Source organism: Pseudomonas sp. GW821-FHT07F01 (assembly GCF_059418825.1).
The window spans coordinates 165,279-189,393 of sequence record NZ_JBWKQO010000002.1 but is presented as its reverse complement, the minus strand read 5'-3'; the positions used below and the strand labels follow the sequence as shown (position 1 = coordinate 189,393).

Sequence of the window (24,115 nt, the reverse complement as noted above, 5' to 3'; positions counted from 1 at the left end):
ATGAATGCTGTTCCATGAGGAGATTTTCCATGAGTGATTCCAACGCGGTCTATCGCGATCTGCACCTGCAACCCATCGCCGGACAGTGGCGCGCCGGCGCCTCCGGCAAGACCCTGGTGGTGAGCAATCCATTCGACGGTGCACAGCTGCTGGAACTGGCCCAGGCCAACCGCAGCGACCTGGACGCGGCCTACGCCAAGGCCGCCCAGGTGCAGCCGCAATGGGCGGCCCTGGGCCCGTCCCAGCGTGCGGCGGTGCTGCACCAGGCGGTGGCGATCTTCGACCGGCGCCAGGAGGAAATTGTCGACTGGATCATTCGCGAATCCGGCAGCACGCGGATCAAGGCCCTGGCCGAGTGGGGCGCGGCGCGGGCCATCACCCTGGAGGCGGCGTCCTTCCCGGCGCGGGTCCACGGGCGGATTGTCGAATCCGATGTGCCGGGCAAGGAAAGCCGGGTGTACCGCAGCGCCCTGGGGGTGGTCGGAGTGATCAGCCCGTGGAACTTCCCGCTGCACCTGACCCAGCGCTCCATCGCCCCGGCCCTGGCCCTGGGCAACGCGGTGGTGGTCAAGCCGGCCAGCGATACGCCGGTGTGCGGCGGCCTGCTGCTGGCCAGGATCTTCGAGGAAGCGGGCCTGCCCGCCGGGGTGTTCAGCGTGGTGGTGGGGGCCGGTAGCGAGATCGGCGATGCCTTTGTCGAGCATCCGGTGCCGGCGCTGATCACCTTCACCGGCTCGACCCCGGTGGGGCGCGGCATTGGCCGCATCGCCAGTGGCGGCGAGCACCTCAAGCACGTGGCGCTTGAATTGGGGGGCAACAGCCCGTTCGTGGTACTGGACGATGCCGACCTGGAACAGGCGGTGAACGCCGCGGTGTTCGGCAAGTTCCTGCACCAGGGGCAGATCTGCATGGCGATCAACCGCATCATCGTCGACGAGCGCCTCTATGACGCCTTCGCCCAGCGCTTCGTGGCCCGGGTCAAGCAGCTCAAGGTGGGTGATCCGCAATCGCTGGACACAGTGATCGGCCCGGTGATCAACGCCCGCCAGTTGCAGGGCCTGCAGGACAAGATCGCCCTGGCCCGCGAGCAGGGCGCCGAGCCACTGTACGAGGGCGGGCAGAACGGCAACCTGCTGGCGCCCCATGTGTACGGCGAAGTGCGTGCCGACATGGACCTGGCGCGCAATGAAATCTTCGGCCCGCTGGTGGGGCTGCTGCGCGCCCGGGACGAAGCCCATGCCCTGGAGCTGGCCAACGACAGCGAATTCGGCCTGGCCAGTGCGGTGTTCACCGGCAACCTGGAGCGCGGGGTGAACTTCGCCCGGCAGGTGCGCGCCGGCATGACCCACATCAACGATGTGCCGGTGAACGACGAGGCCAACGCGCCCTTCGGTGGCGAGAAGAACTCCGGCCTTGGGCGCTTCAACGGTGACTGGGCGATCGATGAATTCACCCGGGACCACTGGATCAGCCTGCAGCACCGGCCGCGTCAGTATCCCTTCTGACCCGACACCTTTGAATAACGCCCGGCCGCCCTGGCCGGGCTTTTGAGCATCCGTGAGCGCGCGGGCCCTTGTCGGCCTGTCGGGCACGGCTGCGCCTATGAAAAGCGGAGAACAATAATAATGAACACCCGTCATCCGATGCAGTGCCGTTCCCTGGTGGGGGCTTGCTTGTCCGTGGGCCTGTGCGTGCCCGCCTGGGCCGCCGACGACAGCGGTTTTTTCGAGGGGAGCAAGACCGACCTGCTGCTGCGCAACTACTACTTCAACCGGGATTTTCGTGACCATGACGCGCCCAAGGGCCAGGTCGAGGAGTGGGCCCAGGGCTTTATCCTCAAGTTCAGCTCCGGCTACACCCCGGGCACCGTGGGCTTTGGCCTGGACGCCATCGGCCTGTTCGGCCTCAAGCTCGACAGCAGTCGCCAGGCCAGCGGTTCGGAGTTGCTGCCGGTGCACGACGACGGGCGCGCCGCGGACAATTTCGGTCGCGCCGGAGCGGCCCTCAAGGCGCGGATTTCCGCCACCGAGTTCAAGGTCGGCGAGCTGCTGCCGGACATTCCACTGCTGCGTTATGACGACGGCCGCCTGCTGCCGCAAACCTTCCGCGGGGCCATGCTGGTCTCCCGAGAGATCAGCGGCCTGGGGCTGCAGGCCGGGCAGTACCGTGCCGTCAGCCTGCGCAACTCCTCGGACATGCAGGACCTTTCGGCCTGGGCCGCGCCCGGGGTCAAGTCCGACGGCTTCAACTACGCCGGTGCCGAATACCGCTTCAACCAGCAGCGCACCTTGCTCGGGGTCTGGCATTCGCAGCTGGAAGACATCTACCGCCAGAGCTACTTCAACCTGCTGCACAAGCAACCGCTGGGGGACTGGACCCTGGGGGCGAACCTGGGCTACTTCATCGACCGCGACGATGGCAGCGCGCGTATCGGCCGGGTCGACAGCCACACCGCCTATGGCCTGTTCTCCGCCTCCCGGGCCGGGCACACGCTGTACCTGGGGTTGCAGAAAGTCAGCGGCGACAGCCCCTGGATGTCGGTCTACGGCAGCAGCGGCCGGACCCTGGGCAACGACATGTTCAACGGCAACTTCAGCAACGCCGGCGAGCGTTCGTGGCAGGTGCGTTATGACTATGACTTCGCCGCCTCGGGGATTCCCGGGCTGCTGGCCATGGTGCGCTACGGTCGTGGCGACAGCGCCACCACCAAGGTTGGCAATGACGGCCATGAGTGGGAGCGCGATACCGAGATCGGCTACACCCTGCAGAGCGGCACCTTGAAGAACCTCAGCCTGCGGCTGAACAACGCCACCAACCGACGCAGCTTCAACAGCGACTTCGACCAGACCCGGCTGATTGTCAGCTACCCGCTGTCGCTCTGAAAACCCTGTAGCCGCTGCCGCAGGCTGCGAACGGCTTGGGCGGCATTCCGACGCAGCAGACGCAGCGACTCCACGGGCGCTGGAGGTCCGGCGGCAGATCGCCAGGCAAGGTTCTGCGGACCTTTGCGCAGCCTCGCCGAGGCTCGGCAGCGGCTACAAGGTAGCCGCTGTTTCGTGCTGCTTCGTATGGCTACGGCAATCTCGGGGTGCGTGTTGCGGGGGGGCTTGCGTTACTATGGCCGCCCACGTTTTCAGGAAGCTGCCCGGATGAGCAAACCCGGTCAAACGGTGCTGGTCGCGCTGCGCAAGATGATCGCCTCGGGCGAGTTGGCGGCAGGCGAGCGCTTGATGGAAGTGCCCACCGCCGAGCTGTTCGGGGTGTCACGCATGCCGGTGCGCATGGCCTTTCGCACCCTGGAGCAGGAAGGCCTGCTGGTGCGGTTCGGCGGTCGCGGGTTTCAGGTGCGTTCGGTGAGCGCCGAAGACATCGCCGGGGCGGTGGAGGTGCGGGGGGTGCTGGAAGGCCTGGCGGCGCGCCAGACCGCCGAGCGCGGGCTGTCGGCCGAGGGCCGGGCGATTCTCGAACGCTGCCTGGTCGAGGGCGATGCGCTGTTCGACAAGGGCTATGTCAACGAAGAGGACCTGGAGCTCTATCACGACCTCAACATGCGTTTTCACCAGGTGATCGTGGCGGGCAGCGGCAACCCGGCGATCGCCGATGCCCTGGCGCGCAACGACCACCTGCCGTTCGCCTCGGTCACCGCCCTGGCAGTAGACCGCCAGGACATGGCCCGGGAATACCGGCGCTTCAACTATGCCCACATGCAGCATCACTCGATATTCGATGCCCTGGTCAATGGCCAGGGTGCGCGGGCCGAGGCCCTGATGCGCGAGCATGCCAACGCCACCTTGCGCTATGCCGAGATCTTCGGCTCGGCCGTGGCCGACGAGCGCATGAGGCTGATCCTGCGCCCGCAGTGAGGCTCTACAGATCCAGCACCAGCAGCGGGCTCCTGGCCCGGGAACAGCAGGGCGTGAACTGATCGTTGCGCGCCTGCTCGTCCTCGGTGAGGAACAGGTCGCGGTGCTCCGGTACCCCTTCCAGCACCCGGGTCAGGCAGGTGCCGCAGATCCCTTGCTCGCAGGAAATCGGCACTTCGATGCCCTGGTCCTGCAGCACCTGGACCACGCTGCGATCGGCCGGTACCTGGAACACCTGGCCGCTGCTGGCCAGCTTCACCGCAAAGCTGGCGTCGGCGCTGTGGTCGATGGGCGCAGCGCTGAAATATTCGCGGTGCAGGCATTGCTCCTTCCAGCCCTGGGCCCGGGCGTTGTCCAGCACGTGTTGCATGAAACCGCCGGGGCCGCAGACATACAGGTGCACGTCGTCCCGGGGCCCGGCCAGGGCCTGGGCGATATCCAGGGCGGTGTCCGGTTGTTCGTCGAAATGCAGGCTCACCCGCTCGGCAAAGGGCGAGGCCTGCAAGCGCTGGACGAAGGCCGCGCGCTGGGCCGAACGAGCGCAGTAGTGCAGCTTGAAATCCGCGCCGCAGTGGGCCAGCTGTTCGGCCATGCTGAGGAGCGGGGTAATGCCGATGCCGCCGGCGAACAGCAGGCTGCGCCGTGCTGCGTGCTCCAGGGCAAAGAGATTGCGTGGCTCGCTGATGCGCAGGCGCGTGCCCACCTCCAGTTGTTGGTGCAGGCTGCTGGAGCCGCCGCGAGAGGCAGGGTCCTTGAGCACGCCGATCAGGTAGCGGTGGCGCTCTTCAGGGTGGTTGCACAGGGAGTATTGGCGCACCAGGCCGTTGGCCAGATGCACGTCGATATGGGCGCCGGCGCTGAAGGCGGGCAGGGGGCTTGCGTCGGCCGCGGCCAGTTCGAAGCTGCAGATGTCCAGGGCTTCGTCGTGGCGCGCGGCCACCAGTACGTCGATCATCATCGGTCCTCGCCGGTGGCCGCATCCGGGCCGCCAGCCTGTCGGGTTCGGGGGGTTAACGGCTTGTGGCGATCAAGGGTTCCCGGGGCTCGCGCTCCCGGGCGATCAGCCGCTCCAGGACCCGGCGCGACTGCACGCCGCCGGCGTCGATATTGAGCTTGAGCAGGTTGCGCTGGGGCTGGGCGAGAAGGTTCTGCTGCTGGCGCTCAAGCATCTGCAGGTCCTCGCTGAAGATCTTGCCCTGGCCTTCGCGGATGCTCTCGGTGAGCGCCTGGTCCTGGGGCTTGAAGTTGCGCGCCATGCCCCAGAAGTACCAGATCGAGGTGTCGCTTTCGGGGGTGATGAAATCCACCACGATGCTCGACGCCTTGTACTGCGCAGGGGCGTGGTAGCCACCGTGGCCGGCATGGGCCACGCCGACTTCGATCAGCACATGGCTGGGCGGGCTGAAGCGGCAGATCTGCCAGCGGTCCACCGGCACGTCGTCGGTCAGCTGGTTGCCGCGCAGGGCCATGCGCCAGAAGGGCGGCGGCATGACGTTGTGCATGTGCCGGGCGGTGACCACCTGATCGCCGTCTACCGTGGTCTGCGGTGGCGCCTCGTCGATTTCCTTCTGGCCGATGCTGGAGGCATGCACGTAGGTTTCGTGGGTCAGGTCCATCAGGTTGTCGATCATCAGCCGGTAGTCGCATTGGATGTGGAACAACCCGCCGCCATAGGCCCATTGATCGTTGTCGGCCCATTCCAGGTGATGGATCAGCGCCGGGTCGGCCAGGGCCTGGTCGCCGGGCCAGACCCAGATGAAACCGTAGCGCTCCACCGCGGCGAAGGTCTTGTTGCAGGGGAAGCCGCGCACCCGCTGGCCGGGCATTTCCACGGTCTTGCCGTCGCAGCCCATCACCAGGCCGTGATAACCGCATACCAGGTTGCCGTTCTCGACATAGCCCAGGGACAGCGGCGCGCCGCGATGGGGGCAGAAATCCTCGACGGCGGCTACCCGACCTTCATGGGCGCGGTAGAACACCATGTGTTCGCCGCAGATCTGCCGGCCCAGGGGCTTGCCCTGCAATTCATCGGGGGTGCAGGCAACGTACCAGGCATTCTTGGGGTACATGACGTCTCTCCAGGCGTTTGTTGTTTTTATTTAATGGATCCATTAAATGGTTGGCGCTCTGGGGGTGTCAAACAAATATGCTGATTTAGTGTTCGATAATCGGTTGTCATAGGGGGTTTGGATCCAGTGAAGGGGGGGGTTATGGATCCATTGTTCGCGCGTCAAGGCGCGGCGCGCCGAAGGGCCGGTGGGCAGTTGCGGGGCGAGGCTGGGGGGCGGGCCGCAGCGCCAGGGGGGATCTGGCGGCTGCGGTGTCGGGGACGAAGTGGGGGTTGCAGAGTCAGCGCCGTTGCAGGCTGTCCTGCAGGCGCTGGATGCCGTCTTCCAGCAAGGCCCGCGGGCAGCCGAAATTCAGGCGCACGAACTGCCCGCAGTCGTCTCCGAATTCCAGGCCGGCGCTGAGGCCGACCTTGGCTTGCTCGAGGAAGAAGGCGTGGGGGTCGTCGAGGCCCAGGGCGCTGCAGTCGAGCCAGGCCAGGTAGGTGCCCTGGGGCGCGTGCATGCGGATGCCGGGCAGGCGGGTCTGCACCGCGTGCAGCAGGTAGTCGCGGTTGGCCTGCAGGTAGCCCAGCAGGGCCTGGAGCCAGGGGCCGCCGTGGGTCAGGGCGGCCAGGGTGGCTTCCAGGCCCAGGGGGCTGACGCTGTCTACCATGCCGGCGCGGGCATTGTTGAAGGCCAGGCGGGTGGCAGGGTCCTGGATGATGGCGAAGCAGGTCTTCATCCCGGCGATGTTGTAGGCCTTGCTGGCCGACATCAGGGTGATGGTACGCCGGGCGATTTCCGGGCTCAGGGAGGCGGTGGGGATGTGCCGGCGGCCGTCGAAGCACAACTCGGCATGGATCTCGTCGGAAATGATCAACGCGCCCTGGTCCAGGCAGGCAGTGGCCACCGCCAGCAGTTCGTCCCGGGGGAAGACCTTGCCCAGGGGGTTGTGCGGGTTGCTCAGGAGCATCGCGCCGGCGCCTTGCAAGGCCTGGCGCAGGGCGTCCATGGGGGTGTCGTAGGTGCCGTCGACGGTGAGCTGGAACGGCACTTCGACCTTGTCCAGGCCCCAGTTGCCAGGGGCCAGGCGCAGGGGGCGATAGTTGGGGGTTTGCAGCACCACCTTCTGCTGCGGCTGGACGAAGGCGTGCAGGGCCATGTTGAACCCGGGCTCGACCCCGGGGAGGAAAATCAGCTCGTCGGGCCTGACGCGCCAGGCGTATTTGTCCCACAGGTCGGCGACCACCGCCTCGCGCAATTCGTCCCGGGCCACGCTATAGCCCAGCAGCGGGTGCTCCAGACGCTGGCGCAGGGCCTGAAGGATGCCATCGGCCACGGCGAAATCCATGTCCGCCACCCACATCGGCAGGACATCCTCGGGGTAGCGGCTCCATTTGGTGCTGCCGGTGCCATGACGGGGGTGCAGGGTATCGAAATCGAAGCTCATGAACGGATCTCGTCGGGTCGCGGGGGAGAAAGGAACTGATTCTAGCCTCACCTGGCGCTGAACCGGCCGGCCCAGTTGCGGCTTTTTTACCCCGGCTGTCCTCTAGGCAGCTTTTCCCTTGCCTGTGCCTCACAAAAACCTCGTTTCGCAACGCCCCGGGTTATGGAAACAATGAACCCCTGCATCCGCCTGCCCGACTGCCACGGGCGCTCCTGCGATGCACTGCCGATCGATTTGTTCTTCCTACAAAAACAACAGGGAGCAAGCGATGAACTGCCATTCGCGCATGACCACGGCCGGTTGCTCCGGACGGGTCGCCACTACACCAAACGATCAGGGCCGCAGAGCCCGCAACGGTGATGATCCGGCTACGCGGCCTGCGCCGCGCGAGCCCTTGCGCCGCTGACCAAGACTCGTAGTGCCTGGTGCTGTACCGCCCGTTGCATACGGTCGCTTCCAGGCTCTTGTTGTGCGGGTTCGTGCGGGCGAGCCGGCTTTCTTGAGGATGGGTTTCATGTCCAACACCTTGCGTTGCGGCGTTGCGTTGTCGTGGGTCTTGCTGTGCACCGGGGCTTACGCCCAGCCGCAGAACCTCACGGTCATTTCCTTTGGCGGAGCCACTAAACAGGCTCAGGAGCAGGCCTACTTCCAGCCATTCAACCAGAGCGGGGCGGCCCGGGTAGTGGCCGGCGAATACAATGGCGAGCTGTCGAAGATCAAGGCCATGGTCGATGTCGGCAAGACCAGCTGGGATGTGGTCGAAGTGGAGAGCCCGGAGCTGCTGCGTGGCTGTGACGAGGGCCTGTTCGAACCCCTGGACCTGGCCCGTTTCGGGGACCCGGCGCAGTACGTGCCCGGCACGTTGACCGAATGCGGGGTCGCCACTTATGTGTGGTCGATGGTCATGGCCTTTGCCCCGCAGAAGCTGGCGAAGGCGCCGCAGTCCTGGGCGGATTTCTGGAACCTCAAGGACTTCCCCGGCAAGCGCGGCTTGCGCAAGAGCGCCAAGTACACCCTGGAAATTGCCTTGCTGGCCGACGGTGTGGCGCCTGCCCAGTTGTATCAGGTGCTCAACACCCCCGAGGGCGTGACGCGGGCCTTTGCCAAGCTCGACCAGATCAAGCCCTACATCCAGTGGTGGGAAGCCGGGGCTCAGCCGCCGCAGTGGCTGGTGGCCGGTGACGTGGTGATGAGCGCAGCCTACAACGGGCGCATTGCCATGGCCCAGAAGGAGGGCATGCAGCTGAGTATCCTCTGGCCCCAGAGCCTGTACGACCCGGAGTACTGGGCGGTGGTCAAGGGCTCGCCGAACAAGGCCCTGGCCGAAGCCTTCATTCTGTTCGCCAGCCAGCCCCAGGCGCAGAAAGTGTTCTCTGAAAACATCCCCTACGGGCCGGTGCATCGTCAGGCGCTGCCGTTGCTGCCTGAGGCGGTGCAGCGGCAACTGCCGACCTTCGAAGCCAATTTGAAGGGCGCCAGGGCAGTGGATGCGGGGTTCTGGGTCGATCATGGCGAGGAGCTGGAGCAGCGTTTCAACGCCTGGGCCGCTCGCTGATGGAAAGGCCATAGGAGCGAGCTTGCTCGCGAAGATCGTCAACAAAAACGCCGCGTTCACTCAGTGACCGCGGCGTTTTTGAGTGCATCGCGAGCACGCTCGCTCCTACAGGGGGCTTTGGCTGGTGGGTGGGGGCTGGGTCAGCCAGTCGATGAATAGCGCGAACAGCTCGGCCTGGGAGTTGATGGTCAGCTTGGTGTAGAGGTTCTTGCGGTGCATGCGCACGGTTTCCGGGGAAATCTCCAGCACCTTGGCCGTGGATTTTACCGAGTGCCCCCGCAGGATCAGGTGGGCAATTTCGCGCTCGCGAACCGTCAGCAGTGGCTGGCCAAAGCTCATGAACGCCGCTTCGATCTGCTGGTTGAAGTTGGCCGGTGCCGGGGCGGGCAGCGCGTCCTGACTGGCCTGGCGCAACAGCGGTTGCAGGCCGCTACCGCCGAAACGGCGGATCAGCTCGCGCACCAGCGGTTCCACCGCCCGCAGCAGCGCCAGGGGTTCGCTGGCGAAGCGCTCGCCGCTCAGGCCCTGGAACATGCACAGGGAAATCTTGCTCTGGGGATCGAGGTCGACGATGTAGTAACTGTCTTCCGCGCCCCCGGTCTTGAGGTAGTAGGTCTTGTAGTACTCGCTGCTGAAGAAGTCGTCCGGGGCGATTTCCGACAGGTGATAGAAACCTTCGGCCAGGCCGTTTTCCACCGCCAGGCAGAACGGATCCAGCAGATAACCGCGGGAAAAGTAGCGGTTGATGATCTCGTCGCGGTAGGCGCCGACTATGCCCCGTTCATGCAGCAATTGCGGTGGCAGGCCCTTGCGCTCCAGGCTGATCATCATCGATTCGATGGGCGTCAGGGCGTTTAGCGCCGTCGCCAGGTGCTGCAGGAAAGTGCCATCGTCCACGCTGCCGAAGGCCTGGGCCAGGCAGGCGTGCCAGGCCTGCAGGGCAGGGAGGCTGAGGGGGGCGGTAGAAGTGTTTGCTGGTGCGCTCATGCCCGGCAGTCTAACGGTCGGGCGCAGGCCCGGTAAGACCCCGGGCCGATATTCGCGCTGCCAGCGGCTAGGGGTCATTGGCCCAGGTACTGGCCGTTCTGGCGCAGTTCGGCGGCGGCTTCGAGGATGCAGTCGCGCAAGGTGGCGACTATTTCGTCGATCTGCTGGCGAGTGATGATCAAGGGGGGCGACATCACATTGAGATGGCCGATGGGGCGCACCAACAAGCCTTTGGCCTGGGCCCGCAGATGGATGCGCTCGGCGATGTTCAGCCCGTCGGGCAGCAGCGCCTTGGTGCGTTTGTCGGCGACGAATTCGACGCAGGCCATCAGCCGCTTGCAGCGCACGCTGCCCACAAGGGGCAGTTCGGCCAGGGTCTGCAGGCGCTGCTCCATATAGACGCCGACCTCTTCGACATGGGCCAGCAGGTTTTCCCGCTCGATGATCTCGATGTTCTTCAACGCCGCGACGCAACTCACCGGGTGCCCGCTGTAGGTGAAACCGTGGGTGAAGCAGCGACCCTTGCCCGGCTCGCCGATGACCTGCCAGATGCGCTCGGAGAAAATGCACGCGCCCAGGGGCAGGTAGCCCGAGGTCAGGCCCTTGGCAGTGGTGATGATGTCCGGCTGCATGCCGAACACTTCCTCGGAGGCGAAGAAAGCACCCAGGCGGCCGAAGGAGGTCACCACTTCGTCGGCGACATACAGCAGGTCGTAGCGCTGGCAGATTTCCCACATGCGCCGGTGATAACCCTCGGGAGGAATGATTACCCCACCGGAGCCCATGATGGGTTCGGCGAAGAACGCCGCCACCTTGTCCGGGCCCAGGGTGAGGATCTTGTCTTCGAATTCCGCTACCAGGAACTCGAGGAAGTCCGCTTCGCTCATGCCGGCCGGCGCCCGGTAGTAGTTGGGGCAGGAGATGTGGTGAAACAGGTCGCTCATGAAGTCGAATTCAGGCGCTCGGTCAGCGGCCTTGTTACCGATGGACATGGTCAGGAAGGTGGAGCCGTGGTACGCGTTGTGCCGCGAGATCACGTGCTTCTTCTCATGCTTGCCGCGACTGTTCTGATAGAACTGCACCAGGCGGTAGGCAGTGTCCACCGCGGTGGAGCCGCCGGTGGTCAGGAACACGTGATTCAGGTCCCCTGGGGCCAGGCTTGCCAGCTTTTGGCAAAGCTCGATGGCGCTGACATTGGCCATGTCGCAGAACGGGTTGGAGTAGGCCAGTTGCCGCACCTGGTCGGCGATGGCCTCGGCCATTTCCTCGCGGCCCAGGCCGATGTTGGTGCACCACATGCCGCCTACGGCATCCAGGTAGCGGGTGCCGGCGGTGTCATAGATGTAGGCGCCGTCGCCGGCAGCGATATTCAACGACCCCTGCTCGCGGTGTTCGTCGAACATATGGAAGCCGTGCATGTAGTGTGCCTTGTCGGCGGCCACCAGTTTCGAATCGTCGAACTGCTGGAAGAAGGCGTCGGGTTGGATAGCCATGGGCTTCACCTCGGGTAGCAATATGGGGTGGAAAGTCTGTGGGTTCGGGGGGCTCACTTGCCGATCTTCACCATGTTCCAGGTACGGGTGATCAGCCGGGTGCTGGCGGGCGTCTGGATCTTCTGGGTGAACAGCCGCTCGCGGGTCTGGGCATCGGGGTAGATCGCCGGGTTGTTCCGCACCTCGGCGCTCAACAGTGGTGTGGACTTGAGGTTGGCGTTGGCGTAGCGGATGTAGTCGCTGACTTCGGCCATGACCTTAGGTTGCAGCAGGTACTGGATAAAGGCATGGGCGCTGGCCACGTTCGGCGCGTCGGCGGGGATATAGAAATCGTCGAACCAGATCAGCGAGCCTTCCCTGGGAATGAAATAGTCGAGCTTGACCGGTGCCCCGGCCTCGTTGGCCCTGGCCTGGGCCGTGGCGTAGTCACCGGACCAGGTGGCGCTGACGCACAGGTCGCCATTGGCCAGGCCATTGAGGTAGCTGGTGGAGTCGAACTTGCGGATATAGGGGCGCACCGCCATCAAGGCATCCTGCGCCGCTTTCAAATCCTCGGGGGCGGCGCTGTTGGGATTGCGCCCCAGGTAAGCCAGCACCAGCGGCAGAATGTCGGTGGGCGAATCCTGCAGCGTCACCCCGCAATCGGCGAAGCGCGACACCACCTTGGGATCGAAGAGCATGGCCAGAGAACCGATGGGCGCGTCCGGCATGCGCTCGCGGACCTTGTCGACGTTATAGGTCACGCCATTGCTGCCCCAGGTGTAGGGCGCCGAGTACTGCACACCCGGGTCGTAGCTTTCCAGGCTCTTGAGCACCTGCGGGTCGAGATTCTGCCAACTGGGCAGCAAGGCCTTGTTCAGCGGCTGGAACACCCGCGCCTTGATCAAGGGCGGCACCAGGGCCGCGTTGAGCACCACCAGGTCGTAGCCGGAGCGCCCCGGCAGCAGCTTGCCCTGGACGGTTTCATAGGAATCGAAGGTGTCGTAGATCACCTTGATCCCGGTGGCCTTCTCGAACCCGGCGAGGGTGTTCTCGCCGATATAGTCCGACCAGTTGTACAAACGCAGGGTCTTTTCTCCGGGCTCACCGGCCTGGGCCCAAGCCGCCGTCAGTGCCAGAACCACGCCAAACATCGCAGGGAAAGCTGTACGCATACTTCAATTCCGCCTTGAACGTGATGGAAGGAGCCCGGGTCGAGCCGTTGGCGTAACTGTCCGCGAGCGCCCCGGCCCACGCCATAACCCGATCGGGTAGGTGGGCAAACACAGAAGGGGGCAGCTATCTGGATGGGTTTGTGCAATCATCCCGCCTCGTTGGCGAACACCAGGCTGTTCGCCCGACGGATTGGCTCAGCCCGGAAACCTGTAGAAACAGCCCGGCAGAAAAAATCTCGAATAGGAGTTGCCAGGAATGGAAAACACGTCCATAATTGCGACCATTCCTCAGCGAGGAAACGGAAAAACTCTTTAGAAATCAAAGAGTTACGAGATGAAGTTGATCTCGTTAGCCGTTCCAGTTTGTACGTGTCCAGTGTTGTGTTTCAGGCATTGGGCATTTGGGGCCGAGTAGCAAAATGGTTATGCAGCGGATTGCAAATCCGCCTACGCCGGTTCGATTCCGACCTCGGCCTCCACTATAAAAAGCCCGTAGATCAATGATCTACGGGCTTTTTTCTTGCCTAATATTTATGAAGTGTTCCGCAACTTTTGTCAGGTGTTCCGCAACCCCCTCCTTATTTCGTGGGTTTTACTATCTCCCCGACACGTCGGTAGACCTTGCGCGTCATCTCCTCGGATGAGTGGCCGAGCAGTCTGCTGGCATGCTCCAGTGCGATCTCGCTTGCGGCTTTTGGCCGAATGTCCCTGAACTGAAATTGCCGGATGCTGATTGCCAGAGCGCTATCTCCATCTGCAGCCGCTTTGATGGCGGCCTTTTCCCGTGCTTCATCCCAGCGATTGCGCAGCATCTGTTGGCTCATGCGCAAGCCTGAAGCGTTGGTGATCAGTACCGAGGTCTTGATACGATTCAGGAACCGTCGTTCCTTTAGCTTCTCCAGGAAGACAGACAGATCTGATTGTTTGCCGGCGTCTTCCAGGAGGATCCGCAAGCGTTTCTCAGTCTTGCCCTGGCCAATCCGCAGAAAGCCTTCGCTCATGTCCGTAGTGGCGGCTTTCAGTACGTCTGCTGGCCGCTGGCCGGTGAGGTACGCAAGATCCATGGCATCCTTCAACTCCTGCGCTGCCTGGGCATACACGGCGTCCCAGACTACATCTCCTGCGTAGTAATCTCTCGGCGTTTCCTTATTACGGCGCACACCGAAGCACGGGTTGGCCCTGTCGGTCATGCCCCATTCCCTGGCGATGGTGAACACGTGGGAGAGCAGGGCTATTTCCCGATTGGCTCGCACCTTGGCGGTGCGGGCATCGCGGTACTGAGCGACGATCTGCGGCGTGATCGCTTCGATGGGTGCTGTCTCGAACGCTTTGCGAAGTTGCTTGAGCTCCTTGAGGTTATCGCTTTGAGTCCGAGGCTTTTTCCCGGGGATGATTTTCGCTTCGTACTTGTCAAAGAGGGCTCCCATCAGGTGCGCAGGTTTCGGTGGCGCCGTGCGCTCGAGCCTGGCCCATTCGATCCTTGCCTCATCGAGGTCGCTGCCCAAGGGGATCTCGATACGCTTCCCTTCGGTATTGCGCCCGCAGTAGTAGTACCCGACCCAGATCTTGCCGCTTTTTCTTTTTCGGGTACGCCTGAACATCCTTGGTGGCAGGTCACGGTTTTCTAATGTTCTATGGCGCATCTTTTAGCCCACCTTCGACAGGTCGAGTGACCAAGTCTCGGCCACTGCACTTGTCGTTGATGGCTTTACTCCGGCCAGTTTGAGGCGAGCATAGATCCTGCCGACAATGGGGCGCCTGGCTCCGGTCAGCACATATTCCCAGCCATTGCTGGATAGCCACTGGATTTGTCGAGAAGGAATCTGATAGCCCGTAATGGCGACTAGTTCATCTTGGTTGAGCTTGCGTATCGCCGTGACGTTCTCTGGGGAGCGAGACAAGCTATTGCTGGGCTCTACAGGCATAAAGCGGAAGGTGCGGGAATTGCTGTCTACCGCCGTCCTGAGGATGATGAGCAGGGCGGCGCAACCCCCCATGAGGATCTGTAATTGGTGCTGGTACCCCACCACAGGCTGCGCGGGCGGCCCGCTCTGAGCGTTCAGCGCTGCTCCAGGTGTGGCTGCCCCGCGCAGCTTTTCGTGGGGTATACGTGCCTCAGTGGTGCTGCTGCGGGCAAGAGCAGTAATGCCTGCTGCTGCTGCGCAGCAGAGACTGTTTTTTACAAGCGTGTCGATACCACTGGCGTGGCGGAGCAAAGCGGTCTGAGCCTGGATGCTGCTCTGTGAGTGCGTCATGCCGCTTTCTCCTGCTTGGTATGTTCCAGCAGTGTTGTGATGGCGATGACTTTGTCGCGTTGTCCGCGTGCATCCCTTTCCAGCTTTTTGCCTGTCCGGAAGGCGCTGAAGGTGTCAGCTGCAATTCTCAAAGTCTCAGCAGCTTCAAGTAGCGTCAGGCGCTCGGCCTCCCCCAGCTTTGTTGCTGACAGGGCGCGTTCGTAGTGGCCGTAGAGCTTTTTGTAGTGAGCTCGGGCCTGGTCGAGTTGTAGTTGAACTTCCTTGATCGCTTCAGTGCTGTCTGCATGCTCAATCGCTTTGCCTTCTTCAATACCTGCCTTGTGGCCATCGTTCAGGCCGTTGCGATAGCCAGCGTAACGGTCTCAACCCGGGCATTGATCGGGTCGGGCCGCTTTCCCTTCGCCCAAGAGGATGCCCATCCCCAATGGACTGCATCTATATGCAGGCCGTCCTCCTGGCCGTGCAGCACTTGCACGCGTGTCGAAGGTGCGACGTTGAACCGGTTGATCGGTTGAGCGTCGTAACCGCTGAACAGCTTGAGCTGCGGGCTCAGCTCTTCCATGTAGACCGCCATCCCCTCGTATTGCACGAAGCGTCCGCACATCGCTGCCTCCACATGTCGGAAGTACTGAACGGCCCGGCGTGGCCGTTTTCAATACGGTAGACCCCGACCGGTGCGCATCGTCATGAAAATCGACATCCAAAAAATCAACGAGCTTGAAGCGTGGTACGCGCTGTTCAACGACCCTGAGTTTTTAGCCGGTACCCCTGAAGATCGTTACGACGCCAGGTTGGCCCTTGCTGATGACCTGGTGGCGCGGGGCGTTATCGACAATTGGGAGTGGAAAGAGCTGATGGAAGAGGCCGACGCTGGATACGCTGACGAGCTCGGCTGATATCAATCCGCCTGTCAGATAAATCCTACGTGGAAATTGACCGCAAGCCGTTCTCGCAGTTAACTGTACATTCGTACAGTATTGAGCGACTGCGTCATGAGCTTTTCAATTTTAGGCCCTATCGCCGAGGGCGGCCGGAAGCTGCCGCTGTGTCTCTTCCAGGTCCCAGCCGGGTTTCCATCGCCGGCGGCTGACCATATCGAGGCGCATATCTCATTGGATGAGGTTCTAAATATCCGTGCTCCGCATGTGTACCTGGTGTCGATCATCGGTGACAGCATGCAGGGTGCCGGAATCTATGAAGGGGATCTGGCCGTGGTAGACCGCTCTTTCGAGCCGGCCCACGGCCATGTCGTCGTCGCGCTGCTGAACAATGATCCCGTCTGCAAGCGTCTATGCAAGCGTGGCAAGGAAGTAGTTCTGCTGTCTGAGAATCCCAAGTACCCAGCCCGGTATGTCCTGGAAGGCGACGAGCTCTCTATATGGGGTGTGATTACCAGCACAGTGCGCAGCCATGTCTAAAGCTCTGCCTGTTTTTGCCCTGATCGACTGCAACAGCTTTTATGCAAGTTGCGAGCGGGTGTTCCGGCCGGACCTGGCCAAGGTTCCGATTGTGGTGCTTTCGAACAATGACGGCTGTGTCATCGCCCGCAGCTACGACGCCAAACCCTTTATCAAGATGGGCGAGCCGTATTTCCAGATCAAACAGAAACTTCGCCAGCACGGCATCACCTCGTTTTCATCGAGCTACGCGCTTTATGGCGACATGAGCGAGAGGGTGATGACGCTGATTGAGTCGATGGTGCCAGGAGCAACCCGCGTTACCCCGAAGAATTCAAAAATCAAGTAGGCGACTTGCGTGTAGCAACTCGATCTCGCTGGTAGCTTTCGGTCTGGCGGCTCAGCCCCGCCAGGGCAAAGTAACTGTCGGCGCCATAGGTTGTTCTCGTCCTAGGGGGCCGAACACGTAGCGTTTGAGCTTGTGAGGACAACAGCGGGTGACGAAGCATATTGAATGCACTATCGCCAAAACATTATGTAGATGCAGAGTTATGGATATCGGGACGTTTTGTACCGGTGGCATAGGCTCCAATACTGATCATGGGGCTTTCGATATAGCGATATGCGAATACGGATAAAACCCATGTTCCAGCCACAGAAAAGGCTATTTGCACAGCGATATGAGTATTAAGCATAAAGCCAATAGTTAAAACAGGCATATGGATCAAATATACGCCGTATGAATACTTTGCTATAGATTTTGCGACAGCACCCACCGCCTTAAGAGAGCATTCCTTAACAAAGGGGAGCGTAACGCCAACGATCAGACAGATTGGTATCGCACCCATCGTCTGCGAGCGCTGCCCTAGAATCCCGTAAACCCAAACGAGAATGGTAAGTCCTAAGGGGATGATGGCGAACGGCAGCGACCTCTTAGGCTGGCGCTTGGCAATCCAGTACGCGAGCACTCCTGGCATGAACCAGGGGGCATACTTGAAAACGCTGGGCAGCGGAACCAGATAGGAGGTAACCGCAAGAGCTACAAATACGGCGTATACCAACACGACCCGCCACGGCGGCTGATTTGATGTAAACAAGAATATCGCCGGAAGAAACAGATACATCTGCACCTCAAGCGGGAGGCTCCACAGTGGTCCAATAATATCTGGTGCGCCGGTAATGTTCTGCACCAGTAGGACATTGGCGAAAAGATCCGTGGCGCTCAACTCCTGAAATCCTGGCATTCCAAACGTTTCGACGCCAAGGAAGCCTGTCAAGACAATGAAGATGCTTAGCGGATATATTCTGAATACCCTCTTTATCAGAAATGCTTTATGCAGTGAGATAGCACTGGACTCGTTTGACGAGATGCGATCTAGCGAAAACATCAGAACGTTGGCCGTCAGAACAAAAAATAGCATCACCCCGAATATTCCTACAAATTGAAGGGGTACTGGTCCGATATGTGTGTATCCGAGGAAATAGGCAAGATGCCGACCGACGACCATGAGAACCGCGAGGGCCCTCACGAAGTCTAGATTTCCGGAGTGCTCATTGGCGTCTATCAAGCCGGCGTCTCTCGCGGGGGGAATATCCATCTACAAAAGTCCATAAACTAAGGTGGCACCGCCAGGCCGATAAATTATCGGAGCCGTTACGCGGGGGGCAGGATTATGCAGGAAAATTTACAAAGCAGAAATTTTGAATCTCGGCAGCACTCCGGCGGCGGGAGGATGCCACGAGATTTGTTCCAATCCATCATGGGCTCTGATGAGAGGCTTGCTGGAGTGACCAAAGGCAAAATCGGTTTTCTCTGGTATGCGCAAAACCTCCGCTGAAAACCGTGAGTTTTCGTTTGCATAACAACAAAAACGACTAGATTTTGCCAGTCTTTAATCGGATTTTTTATTTTAAAACAACAGGTTATTAGTTTTTAGGTGTGAGCATGGGGTGCTAGGAACGTATGTTCAGTGATCGTCGGATCGATTGAGCAGGTGCATTCCCGGAGGTGGCATTGAGTTATTTTTCATTGCACAACCTCATAAAATTAGGTTTGGCGTGGCTGAAAGCGCTTGCGAAATCAGTTCCGCAATCAAAATCTTGCCCCCCATAGGCCGTGGGCTCCAGTCTTGCTAGAGTAGGGCACTTGCGGAACCGGTTTCTCATTAACCTACTGAAAACATGGAGGTTTTATATGGATTGCAAATCCGCCTACGCCGGTTCGATTCCGACCTCGGCCTCCACCCTTGAAAACCCCGTAGATTAACGTCTACGGGGTTTTTTATTGCCTGGGATTTGGGCGATCGCTTCCGCAATTCGTTTGTTTTTAGCATCGAACTGACAAAGTCCTTTCGCTCCATTGGGTACGAGTTGATGGTGGAGATTGGCTAATACACTTGCCGTTTTGCGATGAGCTGCTTTGAGCCCTAGTCAAAGCGGAATTCAAGCTAGGTTCCTAGGAACGACCGCTTTCGGTTAAAAGCAGCCGATCACAACGTACCGCTTTGCGTGGACTTATTACTGTTCTGCAGTCCTCCACTTAAGTGGAGGAAATAATCATGAGCGGATGAAAGGCGCTGTATGCGACAGCCATTTGCCGAGGCTATGGAAAAGTGCTTTCGACGGACGGGGTTGTTTGTCATTTTTCAAGCTCGCGTGCTCGACTTCAATGTCACCGAGTGCTTTGCGGCCTGCAACGCTTGCATCAGCTTGGCCAGTGACTCTGTCGGGACTTGCCCTTGTCGGGTGATGCTGTGAAATGCTGCGTTATACCTCAGCCGCTGCGGTGCAATTACACGCAACATGCCACGTGCTACCCAGATATCGGCGTAGTGGGTCGGTAGGTAGCCGATGCAGGTGCCGGAAGCGATCAGTGTGGCAATGGCTTCCATGGAGAAAGCGCTTACCGAGTTGCCGAAGCGCAATTTGTGCGGCCGGCGGCTTTCGAGCATGTAGCCACGGTCTACGTAATCTGCGGCACCGATCTCCTCGTCCGTAAAATGCTCGTCGGGACGTGCAAAGAAAGGATGACCCCGCCCGCAATACAGGTTTTGTTCTTCCTCGAATAGAGCTTGGTAATGCAGGCCTGAAAGCTGGTGGTTAAAACAACCGATGGCGAGGTGCAGACGCCCTTCGAGCACGGCTTGCTCAAGCTCGTCGGCACGCATTACCTGCAGGTCGATGCGGGTACTGGGCGAAACCAGGCGAAAGGAAGCGAGGGCCTGCGGCAGCGGTGCCTGGTCAAGCGAAAGCAGGTTATCGACGCTGCCTATCTGCAAGAACTCTGGATACTTTTCGTTAAGCATGACTACCCGCCGATGAAAGCGGTCGATATCAGCATACAGTTCCTGCGCCGCTGCATAAGTTTGGGCGCCTTGTTCGGAAAGTTGAAAGCCGCTCTTGCCACGACGGCAGAGGGAGTAGCCGAGGCGGATTTCCAGATCTCGCACCAATGTGCTCAAGCGAGGCAGGCTGGTATTTAAGCGTACCTGCGCGGCAGTGAAGCCTCCAGCCTCGACGATGGTGCAAAAGATGCGCAGTTTGCGCAGATCCACGTCTGAGAGATTAGTGAGCATCAAAACCTCCGATGTAGAGACACAAACGCTATAGGGACAGCCCTTATACCAGCAAATTTACCTTGCGAATCAATGCGACTGAACTGCACCGAAAGAGGCCGTTTTTTAGTTGCGATTTCGAGTAAGTCAGGTTCCGTACTGCAGGATTTACCAGCCATTTTTTTCTTCCGATACTCGCGGTGCTGCTGGTCGGCAGTGTTGCGGGGAGGGGAGCCACTGCCGCGGCCCACACAAGCAAAACTTCACCCAGAACAAAAATAACGATTACGGAGTGCGGTATGGCAACTCAACGAAGTAGCGGATCGAGCAGGCCCGCCATTGAAGCTCGCTCAATCGATTATGTGCCTCGTGCAGAGCGGCACGGGAAGGTCTGGCACCAAGGCCCGTTCTGGTTTACCGGCAACTTTGTGTTTCTCACCATGATGGTCGGCTTTGTTGGGCCAAGCATGGGGCTCAGCATAATGTGGAGTGTACTGGCGATTGCAATAGGTGCTGGCTTCGGCACGGTGTTCATGGCCTTGCACGCCAACCAGGGCCCCAAGATGGGCTTGCCGCAGATGATTCAGTCTCGTGCGCAATTCGGTAGCCGCGGTGCCATTGTGCCGTTTGCGGCGACCATCTTTGTTTACATCGGTTTTATAGTATTCGGCGTCATTTTGGTCACTCAGGCCATACAGCTGGTTCTGCCGGGCTCGACGTGGTTCTGGTACCCCATGTTGATTGCGATCAGCATCGTGATTGCACTGGTGGGATATGACCTGTTGCACTTTGTGCAACGTTGGCTCACGTATCTGCTAATTGCCGTGTTTGGCATCGTGACGTTGATGGCTGTTACTGCATTGCCCGCGGCAGCTCCAATACCGGTGAACTCGGGTTGGAACACCACTGCGTTTCTCGTGCAGTTGTCACTTGCTGCTGGGTACAACATCAGCTATTCGGTGTATGTCTCCGATTATTCGCGCTACCTGCCTCAAGACTCGTCCAGCCCCAGGCTGATCTTCTGGACGTATTTGGGCGCGACTGCGTCGGCGATATGGCTGATGTCGCTGGGAGCGGTGTTGTCCAGCTATATACCGGGCGCCGATGGCATCGTTTCGCTGGTGCAAACCGGTAATTATTTCTTCCCTGGCTTTGGCATATTCGTCGCGTTGGTGGGGGCCGTCGCGCAGTTGTCGGTCACCGGCATAAATAGCTATGGCGCCATGCTAACTGGAATCAGCGCGGTGGACGGCTTCCGTCCAGTACGCCCCGGTGTCCGCGTGAGAGTGATCGGCCTGAGCGTAGTGGGCCTGCTGTCACTGGTGATCGCTTTGGCGTTACCGGATGCCTATATGGCCAGCTTCAATGGCTTTGTACTGCTTATGCTGTACTTCCTCATCCCATGGACGGCGGTCAACCTCGTCGACTTTTATGCGATTCGCAAAGGCGAATACGCCATCGCCGAAATATTCAATCCGCACGGCGTATATGGCCGTTGGGCCTGGCGAGGTGTACTGGCCTATCTGGTTGGTTTTGTCGCAATGGTGCCGTTCTTCTCGCTTCCGTTTTTCGTTGGCCCAGTAGCTGCGGCACTGGGCGGTGCGGATATCGCATTCATCCCCGGCTTGTTGATTTCCGGCGGCCTGTATCTCGGGTTGGCGCGCAACCTCGAACGCTCATCGGAGATCGCAGCGCAACGCCAAAGTCAGCTCGTGCTTGAAGGTATTGCCGGCTGAACGCTCACCGATAAACGACCATCAGAAAAAGGTTTTTAGATGATCAGCAAATGCGAAAAAACAGTCGCTATTGTGCAAATGCCTGCGGCTCTTCTTGATCGAGCCGAATCGATGCGCCTGGCAGCCGAACATATCAAGAGTGCTGCACTCAAGGAGGCGCAACTCGTGGTATTCCCGGAAACGTGGTTGAGCTGTTACCCCGCATGGATATTTGGAATGGCGGGCTGGGACGATGCGCAAGCCAAGTTCTGGTACGCCAAGCTACTGGCGGACAGCCCGGTTATTGGCCAGCCTGACGACATGGACGATGACCTTGCGGTGCTTCGCGAGGCTGCGCGTGTTAACGCAGTCACCGTGGTGATGGGTATGAACGAGCGTTCCCGGCGCCACGGCGGCTCGCTCTACAACTCTCTAGTCACTATTGGCCCGGAGGGGACCATTTTGAATGTGCACCGCAAACTGACGCCGACCCACACCGAACGCACGGTATGGGCCAACGGAGATGCCGCAGGTCTACGGGTGGTCGATACCGCGGTTGGTCGCGTGGGAGGGCTGGTGTGCTGGGAGCACTGGCACCCGCTGGCGCGCCAGGCCCTGCATGCACAAGACGAACAGATTCATGTGGCGGCATGGCCGGACATGACGGAAATGCACCATGTTGCTGCCCGTTCCTATGCCTTCGAAGGGCGCTGTTTTGTGCTTTGCGCTGGCCAGTACCTGAACGTTGCTGATGTGCCAGCCGAGTTACTGACGGCTTACCGCCTTGGGGTTGGCGGCAACGGACTGGAGGAGCGTTTACTGTTCAATGGTGGATCTGGTGTGGTCGCTCCAGATGGTTCCTGGGTGACGGCACCGCTCTTTGGGGAACCTGGAATTGTCCTGGCAACCATCGACCTTGCGCAGATCGATGCCCAGCACCATGACCTCGATGTGGCAGGTCATTACTTGCGCCCGGATGTCTTCGAGCTCTCGATTGATCGACGCGTACGTACCGGTTTAACGCTGCGCGACGACTGAATATCTCCTCAACCCTATATTCCGGGTGGCCGTGCATAGGCCGGCCCGGAATCATCAAGGCTAACTCATGGTTCATGTACTTTTGGCTACAGCGCTCTTATCCATCATGTTGGGTGCGCTCTCCGGCTTTGCCGTTCTGGCTTCCGTCGACTACCCAGCCAAGCTCCGTGCCCTAGGTGTGGTCAACCCGATGCGCGTGCGGCAGGCGCATCTGGACTGGATCATCATGGGGACGGTGATGGCGGTCACCGCGCTTGCCAATCCTCAGCTTCCCGACTGGGTCGTTGCGTTGGTGATGTTTGGTGGCGTGGTCAATCCGCTGACGTTTGTGCCCATGGCGTTCTCCACTACGGTGGAGACCACCAAGGCATTTCAATGGGTGTCTTTTGTGTCGTTTGTTTCGTTGAGTGTCGGACTGATCGCCGCGGCGGCTTATTTTATCTTTGGTTGAGTCATCAACACCGATAGCCGGCTAGACCTGTTCTACCGCCTCCTGCATTTGACCAAATCAGCGGGCCGCTCAAGCACGAAAAGCGCGGCACTCTCCTTTGGGGAATCCTCGCGCTTGATGGCCGAACACTAAGCAAAGGGCGCACTTACAGGTGGAAATCCCCCGCAGCCTCCGGCTGGTAAAGCACTTTCCTGATTTCAATCCGGCGGGTGCGATCAGAGATTCGCCAGTCGATGGTGTCCCCCTCCTGATAGCCAAGGATGGCGGCGCCTATATCGGAATACACCGAATGCTTCCCTGCGGTGCTGTCCGCGTCTTCAGGGTAGACCAAGGCCACTTCGATCTCTTCGTCGTCCAGTTGCAGCAAGGCCCTGGAGTTCATCGTGATGACGTTGCGCGCCACCTGCTGGGGCTTGACGACAATGGCTCGCTCAAGCTCATGTTCGAGTTCAACAATCGTCGGGCCTTGCTCGAACACGATCAGGCTCTCGAGCCTGGCCTTGTCGATTTCAGTGATGTAGATCTCGGTGGAGTCGACAACGGTACCTTTGCGCAAGAACTGGAGATAGCGCTCGGCGGTCATGGAAAATGATTTCAATGTCGGCGTTTCGCTTTCAAGCACAAAGCCGCTGCGCTGAAAGGCTTTCAGCGAGCGCGTGTTGTCCGGGTGGATCTTGGCGATGAGCTTCTCGGCCCGCATGTCGAGGAAGGCCAGTTTCATGCCTTCGCGGATGGTGCGGGCGCCCAGGTTCCGGCCCCATTTGTCGCTGTCTCCGATGACCAGGACTATCTCGCAATTGGAGCCGGTCTTGACCAGACGGACAAAGCCCACCGGGGCGTCATGCCGGTCATAGGCCATGAAGAACCGGCCGTCCCGGTTGAATAGATGGGTCAGGATCGGCAATTGAGTCCGATCGATGACTTGTTCGATGGAGCGGGAGACGTGACGCGAATCGCTCAGAAAGCAGGTAACGCGCTCATCCTCCAACCAATCCATCAATGTCAGCGCGTGCGCCCGAGTAATTTCAGGGCACAGTGTAATGAAAGGCTTGTTCATCTTGACCACACTTATCTGTAAAGAATGGAAGCCTTTCATGGCTATGGTCATGACGGTTCTTCGGCAACCGCGCATTTTAAGATATACCGCGAGGAATG

21 protein-coding genes, 1 tRNA gene and 1 pseudogene are annotated in these 24,115 nt (G+C 60.2%); 11 read left to right on the top strand and 12 right to left on the bottom strand.

Annotated elements, in window-relative coordinates; translation table 11 throughout:
- The first annotated feature begins 29 nt into the window (after window positions 1-29).
- From AC07R1_RS07170 to AC07R1_RS07160, 3 genes are all read left to right on the top strand, one after another.
- Window positions 30-1,505, top strand: coding sequence for an aldehyde dehydrogenase family protein (locus AC07R1_RS07170; protein WP_011061755.1), 1,476 nt, complete (start codon window positions 30-32; stop codon window positions 1,503-1,505).
- Window positions 1,506-1,643: 138 nt separating this feature from the next.
- Window positions 1,644-2,882 carry an OprD family porin gene (locus tag AC07R1_RS07165; protein WP_373365326.1) on the top strand — a complete coding sequence of 413 codons (1,239 nt, stop codon included), beginning with the start codon at window positions 1,644-1,646 and terminating at the stop codon, window positions 2,880-2,882.
- A 267-nt stretch (window positions 2,883-3,149) separates the two neighbouring features.
- Window positions 3,150-3,863: a GntR family transcriptional regulator gene (locus AC07R1_RS07160; protein WP_011061753.1), complete on the top strand. Its 714-nt coding sequence runs from the start codon at window positions 3,150-3,152 to the stop codon at window positions 3,861-3,863.
- A 4-nt stretch (window positions 3,864-3,867) separates the two neighbouring features.
- On the opposite strand, the gene AC07R1_RS07155 is transcribed toward AC07R1_RS07160, so the two are convergent.
- The 3 genes from AC07R1_RS07155 to AC07R1_RS07145 all read right to left on the bottom strand — a co-directional run bounded on the left by AC07R1_RS07155 (window position 3,868) and on the right by AC07R1_RS07145 (window position 7,361).
- Window positions 3,868-4,818: a PDR/VanB family oxidoreductase gene (locus AC07R1_RS07155; RefSeq protein ID WP_495110335.1), complete on the bottom strand. Its 951-nt coding sequence runs from the start codon at window positions 4,816-4,818 to the stop codon at window positions 3,868-3,870.
- Window positions 4,819-4,873: 55 nt separating this feature from the next.
- Window positions 4,874-5,932 (bottom strand): Rieske 2Fe-2S domain-containing protein, encoded by a 1,059-nt coding sequence (locus AC07R1_RS07150; RefSeq protein WP_495110334.1) that lies wholly within the window; start codon window positions 5,930-5,932, stop codon window positions 4,874-4,876.
- Between the two features lie 280 nt (window positions 5,933-6,212).
- Window positions 6,213-7,361 carry a MalY/PatB family protein gene (locus AC07R1_RS07145; RefSeq protein WP_011061750.1) on the bottom strand — a complete coding sequence of 383 codons (1,149 nt, stop codon included), beginning with the start codon at window positions 7,359-7,361 and terminating at the stop codon, window positions 6,213-6,215.
- 514 nt (window positions 7,362-7,875) lie between these two features.
- Here AC07R1_RS07145 and AC07R1_RS07140 point away from each other — a divergent pair.
- Window positions 7,876-8,916 carry an ABC transporter substrate-binding protein gene (locus AC07R1_RS07140; RefSeq protein ID WP_011061749.1) on the top strand — a complete coding sequence of 347 codons (1,041 nt, stop codon included), beginning with the start codon at window positions 7,876-7,878 and terminating at the stop codon, window positions 8,914-8,916.
- A 105-nt stretch (window positions 8,917-9,021) separates the two neighbouring features.
- Here the strand turns inward: AC07R1_RS07140 and AC07R1_RS07135 are convergent, their stop codons facing one another.
- The 3 genes from AC07R1_RS07135 to AC07R1_RS07125 all read right to left on the bottom strand — a co-directional run bounded on the left by AC07R1_RS07135 (window position 9,022) and on the right by AC07R1_RS07125 (window position 12,550).
- Window positions 9,022-9,903 (bottom strand): helix-turn-helix transcriptional regulator, encoded by an 882-nt coding sequence (locus AC07R1_RS07135; protein WP_019094480.1) that lies wholly within the window; start codon window positions 9,901-9,903, stop codon window positions 9,022-9,024.
- A 74-nt stretch (window positions 9,904-9,977) separates the two neighbouring features.
- Complete coding sequence (locus AC07R1_RS07130) at window positions 9,978-11,396, bottom strand: aminotransferase (protein WP_011061747.1); 1,419 nt, start codon at window positions 11,394-11,396, stop codon at window positions 9,978-9,980.
- A 53-nt stretch (window positions 11,397-11,449) separates the two neighbouring features.
- On the bottom strand, window positions 11,450-12,550 hold the full coding sequence (locus tag AC07R1_RS07125) for a polyamine ABC transporter substrate-binding protein (protein ID WP_495110333.1): 1,101 nt from the start codon (window positions 12,548-12,550) through the stop codon (window positions 11,450-11,452).
- A gap of 405 nt (window positions 12,551-12,955) precedes the next feature.
- On the opposite strand from AC07R1_RS07125, the gene AC07R1_RS07120 reads away from it, so the two are divergent.
- Window positions 12,956-13,029 (top strand) — tRNA-Cys (locus AC07R1_RS07120).
- A gap of 99 nt (window positions 13,030-13,128) precedes the next feature.
- Here AC07R1_RS07120 and AC07R1_RS07115 read toward each other — a convergent pair.
- The 3 genes from AC07R1_RS07115 to AC07R1_RS07105 form a co-directional block, all read right to left on the bottom strand.
- On the bottom strand, window positions 13,129-14,193 hold the full coding sequence (locus AC07R1_RS07115; RefSeq protein ID WP_495110332.1) for a tyrosine-type recombinase/integrase: 1,065 nt from the start codon (window positions 14,191-14,193) through the stop codon (window positions 13,129-13,131).
- A 3-nt stretch (window positions 14,194-14,196) separates the two neighbouring features.
- Window positions 14,197-14,421 carry a DUF4224 domain-containing protein gene (locus AC07R1_RS07110; RefSeq protein WP_495110510.1) on the bottom strand — a complete coding sequence of 75 codons (225 nt, stop codon included), beginning with the start codon at window positions 14,419-14,421 and terminating at the stop codon, window positions 14,197-14,199.
- Window positions 14,422-15,136: 715 nt separating this feature from the next.
- Window positions 15,137-15,409 carry an SOS response-associated peptidase family protein gene (locus tag AC07R1_RS07105; RefSeq protein ID WP_495110331.1) on the bottom strand — a complete coding sequence of 91 codons (273 nt, stop codon included), beginning with the start codon at window positions 15,407-15,409 and terminating at the stop codon, window positions 15,137-15,139.
- An 82-nt stretch (window positions 15,410-15,491) separates the two neighbouring features.
- On the opposite strand from AC07R1_RS07105, the gene AC07R1_RS07100 reads away from it, so the two are divergent.
- The 3 genes and pseudogenes from AC07R1_RS07100 to AC07R1_RS07090 all read left to right on the top strand — a co-directional run.
- On the top strand, window positions 15,492-15,701 hold the full coding sequence (locus tag AC07R1_RS07100) for a hypothetical protein (RefSeq protein WP_495110330.1): 210 nt from the start codon (window positions 15,492-15,494) through the stop codon (window positions 15,699-15,701).
- A gap of 96 nt (window positions 15,702-15,797) precedes the next feature.
- Window positions 15,798-16,223: a LexA family protein gene (locus AC07R1_RS07095; protein WP_495110329.1), complete on the top strand. Its 426-nt coding sequence runs from the start codon at window positions 15,798-15,800 to the stop codon at window positions 16,221-16,223.
- Window positions 16,216-16,509, top strand: a pseudogene (locus AC07R1_RS07090) (Y-family DNA polymerase); the annotation flags it as partial. The gene AC07R1_RS07095 and the pseudogene AC07R1_RS07090, both read left to right, overlap by 8 nt.
- 226 nt (window positions 16,510-16,735) lie before the next feature.
- Here the strand turns inward: AC07R1_RS07090 and AC07R1_RS07085 are convergent.
- Window positions 16,736-17,800 (bottom strand): acyltransferase family protein, encoded by a 1,065-nt coding sequence (locus AC07R1_RS07085; protein WP_495110328.1) that lies wholly within the window; start codon window positions 17,798-17,800, stop codon window positions 16,736-16,738.
- 1,047 nt (window positions 17,801-18,847) lie between these two features.
- Window positions 18,848-19,777 (bottom strand): LysR family transcriptional regulator, encoded by a 930-nt coding sequence (locus AC07R1_RS07080; protein ID WP_072441518.1) that lies wholly within the window; start codon window positions 19,775-19,777, stop codon window positions 18,848-18,850.
- Window positions 19,778-20,055: 278 nt separating this feature from the next.
- Between AC07R1_RS07080 and AC07R1_RS07075 the strand changes: the two genes are divergently transcribed.
- The 3 genes from AC07R1_RS07075 (at window position 20,056) to AC07R1_RS07065 (ending at window position 22,960) form a co-directional block, all read left to right on the top strand.
- A complete protein-coding gene (locus AC07R1_RS07075) occupies window positions 20,056-21,492 on the top strand; it encodes a purine-cytosine permease family protein (RefSeq protein WP_072441521.1) in 1,437 nt (478 codons plus the stop codon).
- Between the two features lie 39 nt (window positions 21,493-21,531).
- On the top strand, window positions 21,532-22,509 hold the full coding sequence (locus AC07R1_RS07070; RefSeq protein WP_053152175.1) for a carbon-nitrogen hydrolase family protein: 978 nt from the start codon (window positions 21,532-21,534) through the stop codon (window positions 22,507-22,509).
- A gap of 67 nt (window positions 22,510-22,576) precedes the next feature.
- A complete protein-coding gene (locus AC07R1_RS07065; RefSeq protein WP_011061741.1) occupies window positions 22,577-22,960 on the top strand; it encodes a hypothetical protein in 384 nt (127 codons plus the stop codon).
- A gap of 145 nt (window positions 22,961-23,105) precedes the next feature.
- Here AC07R1_RS07065 and AC07R1_RS07060 read toward each other — a convergent pair whose 3' ends face one another.
- Window positions 23,106-24,068 (bottom strand): bifunctional GNAT family N-acetyltransferase/nucleoside diphosphate kinase regulator, encoded by a 963-nt coding sequence (locus AC07R1_RS07060; RefSeq protein ID WP_077934284.1) that lies wholly within the window; start codon window positions 24,066-24,068, stop codon window positions 23,106-23,108.
- Between the last annotated feature and the right edge of the window lie 47 nt (window positions 24,069-24,115).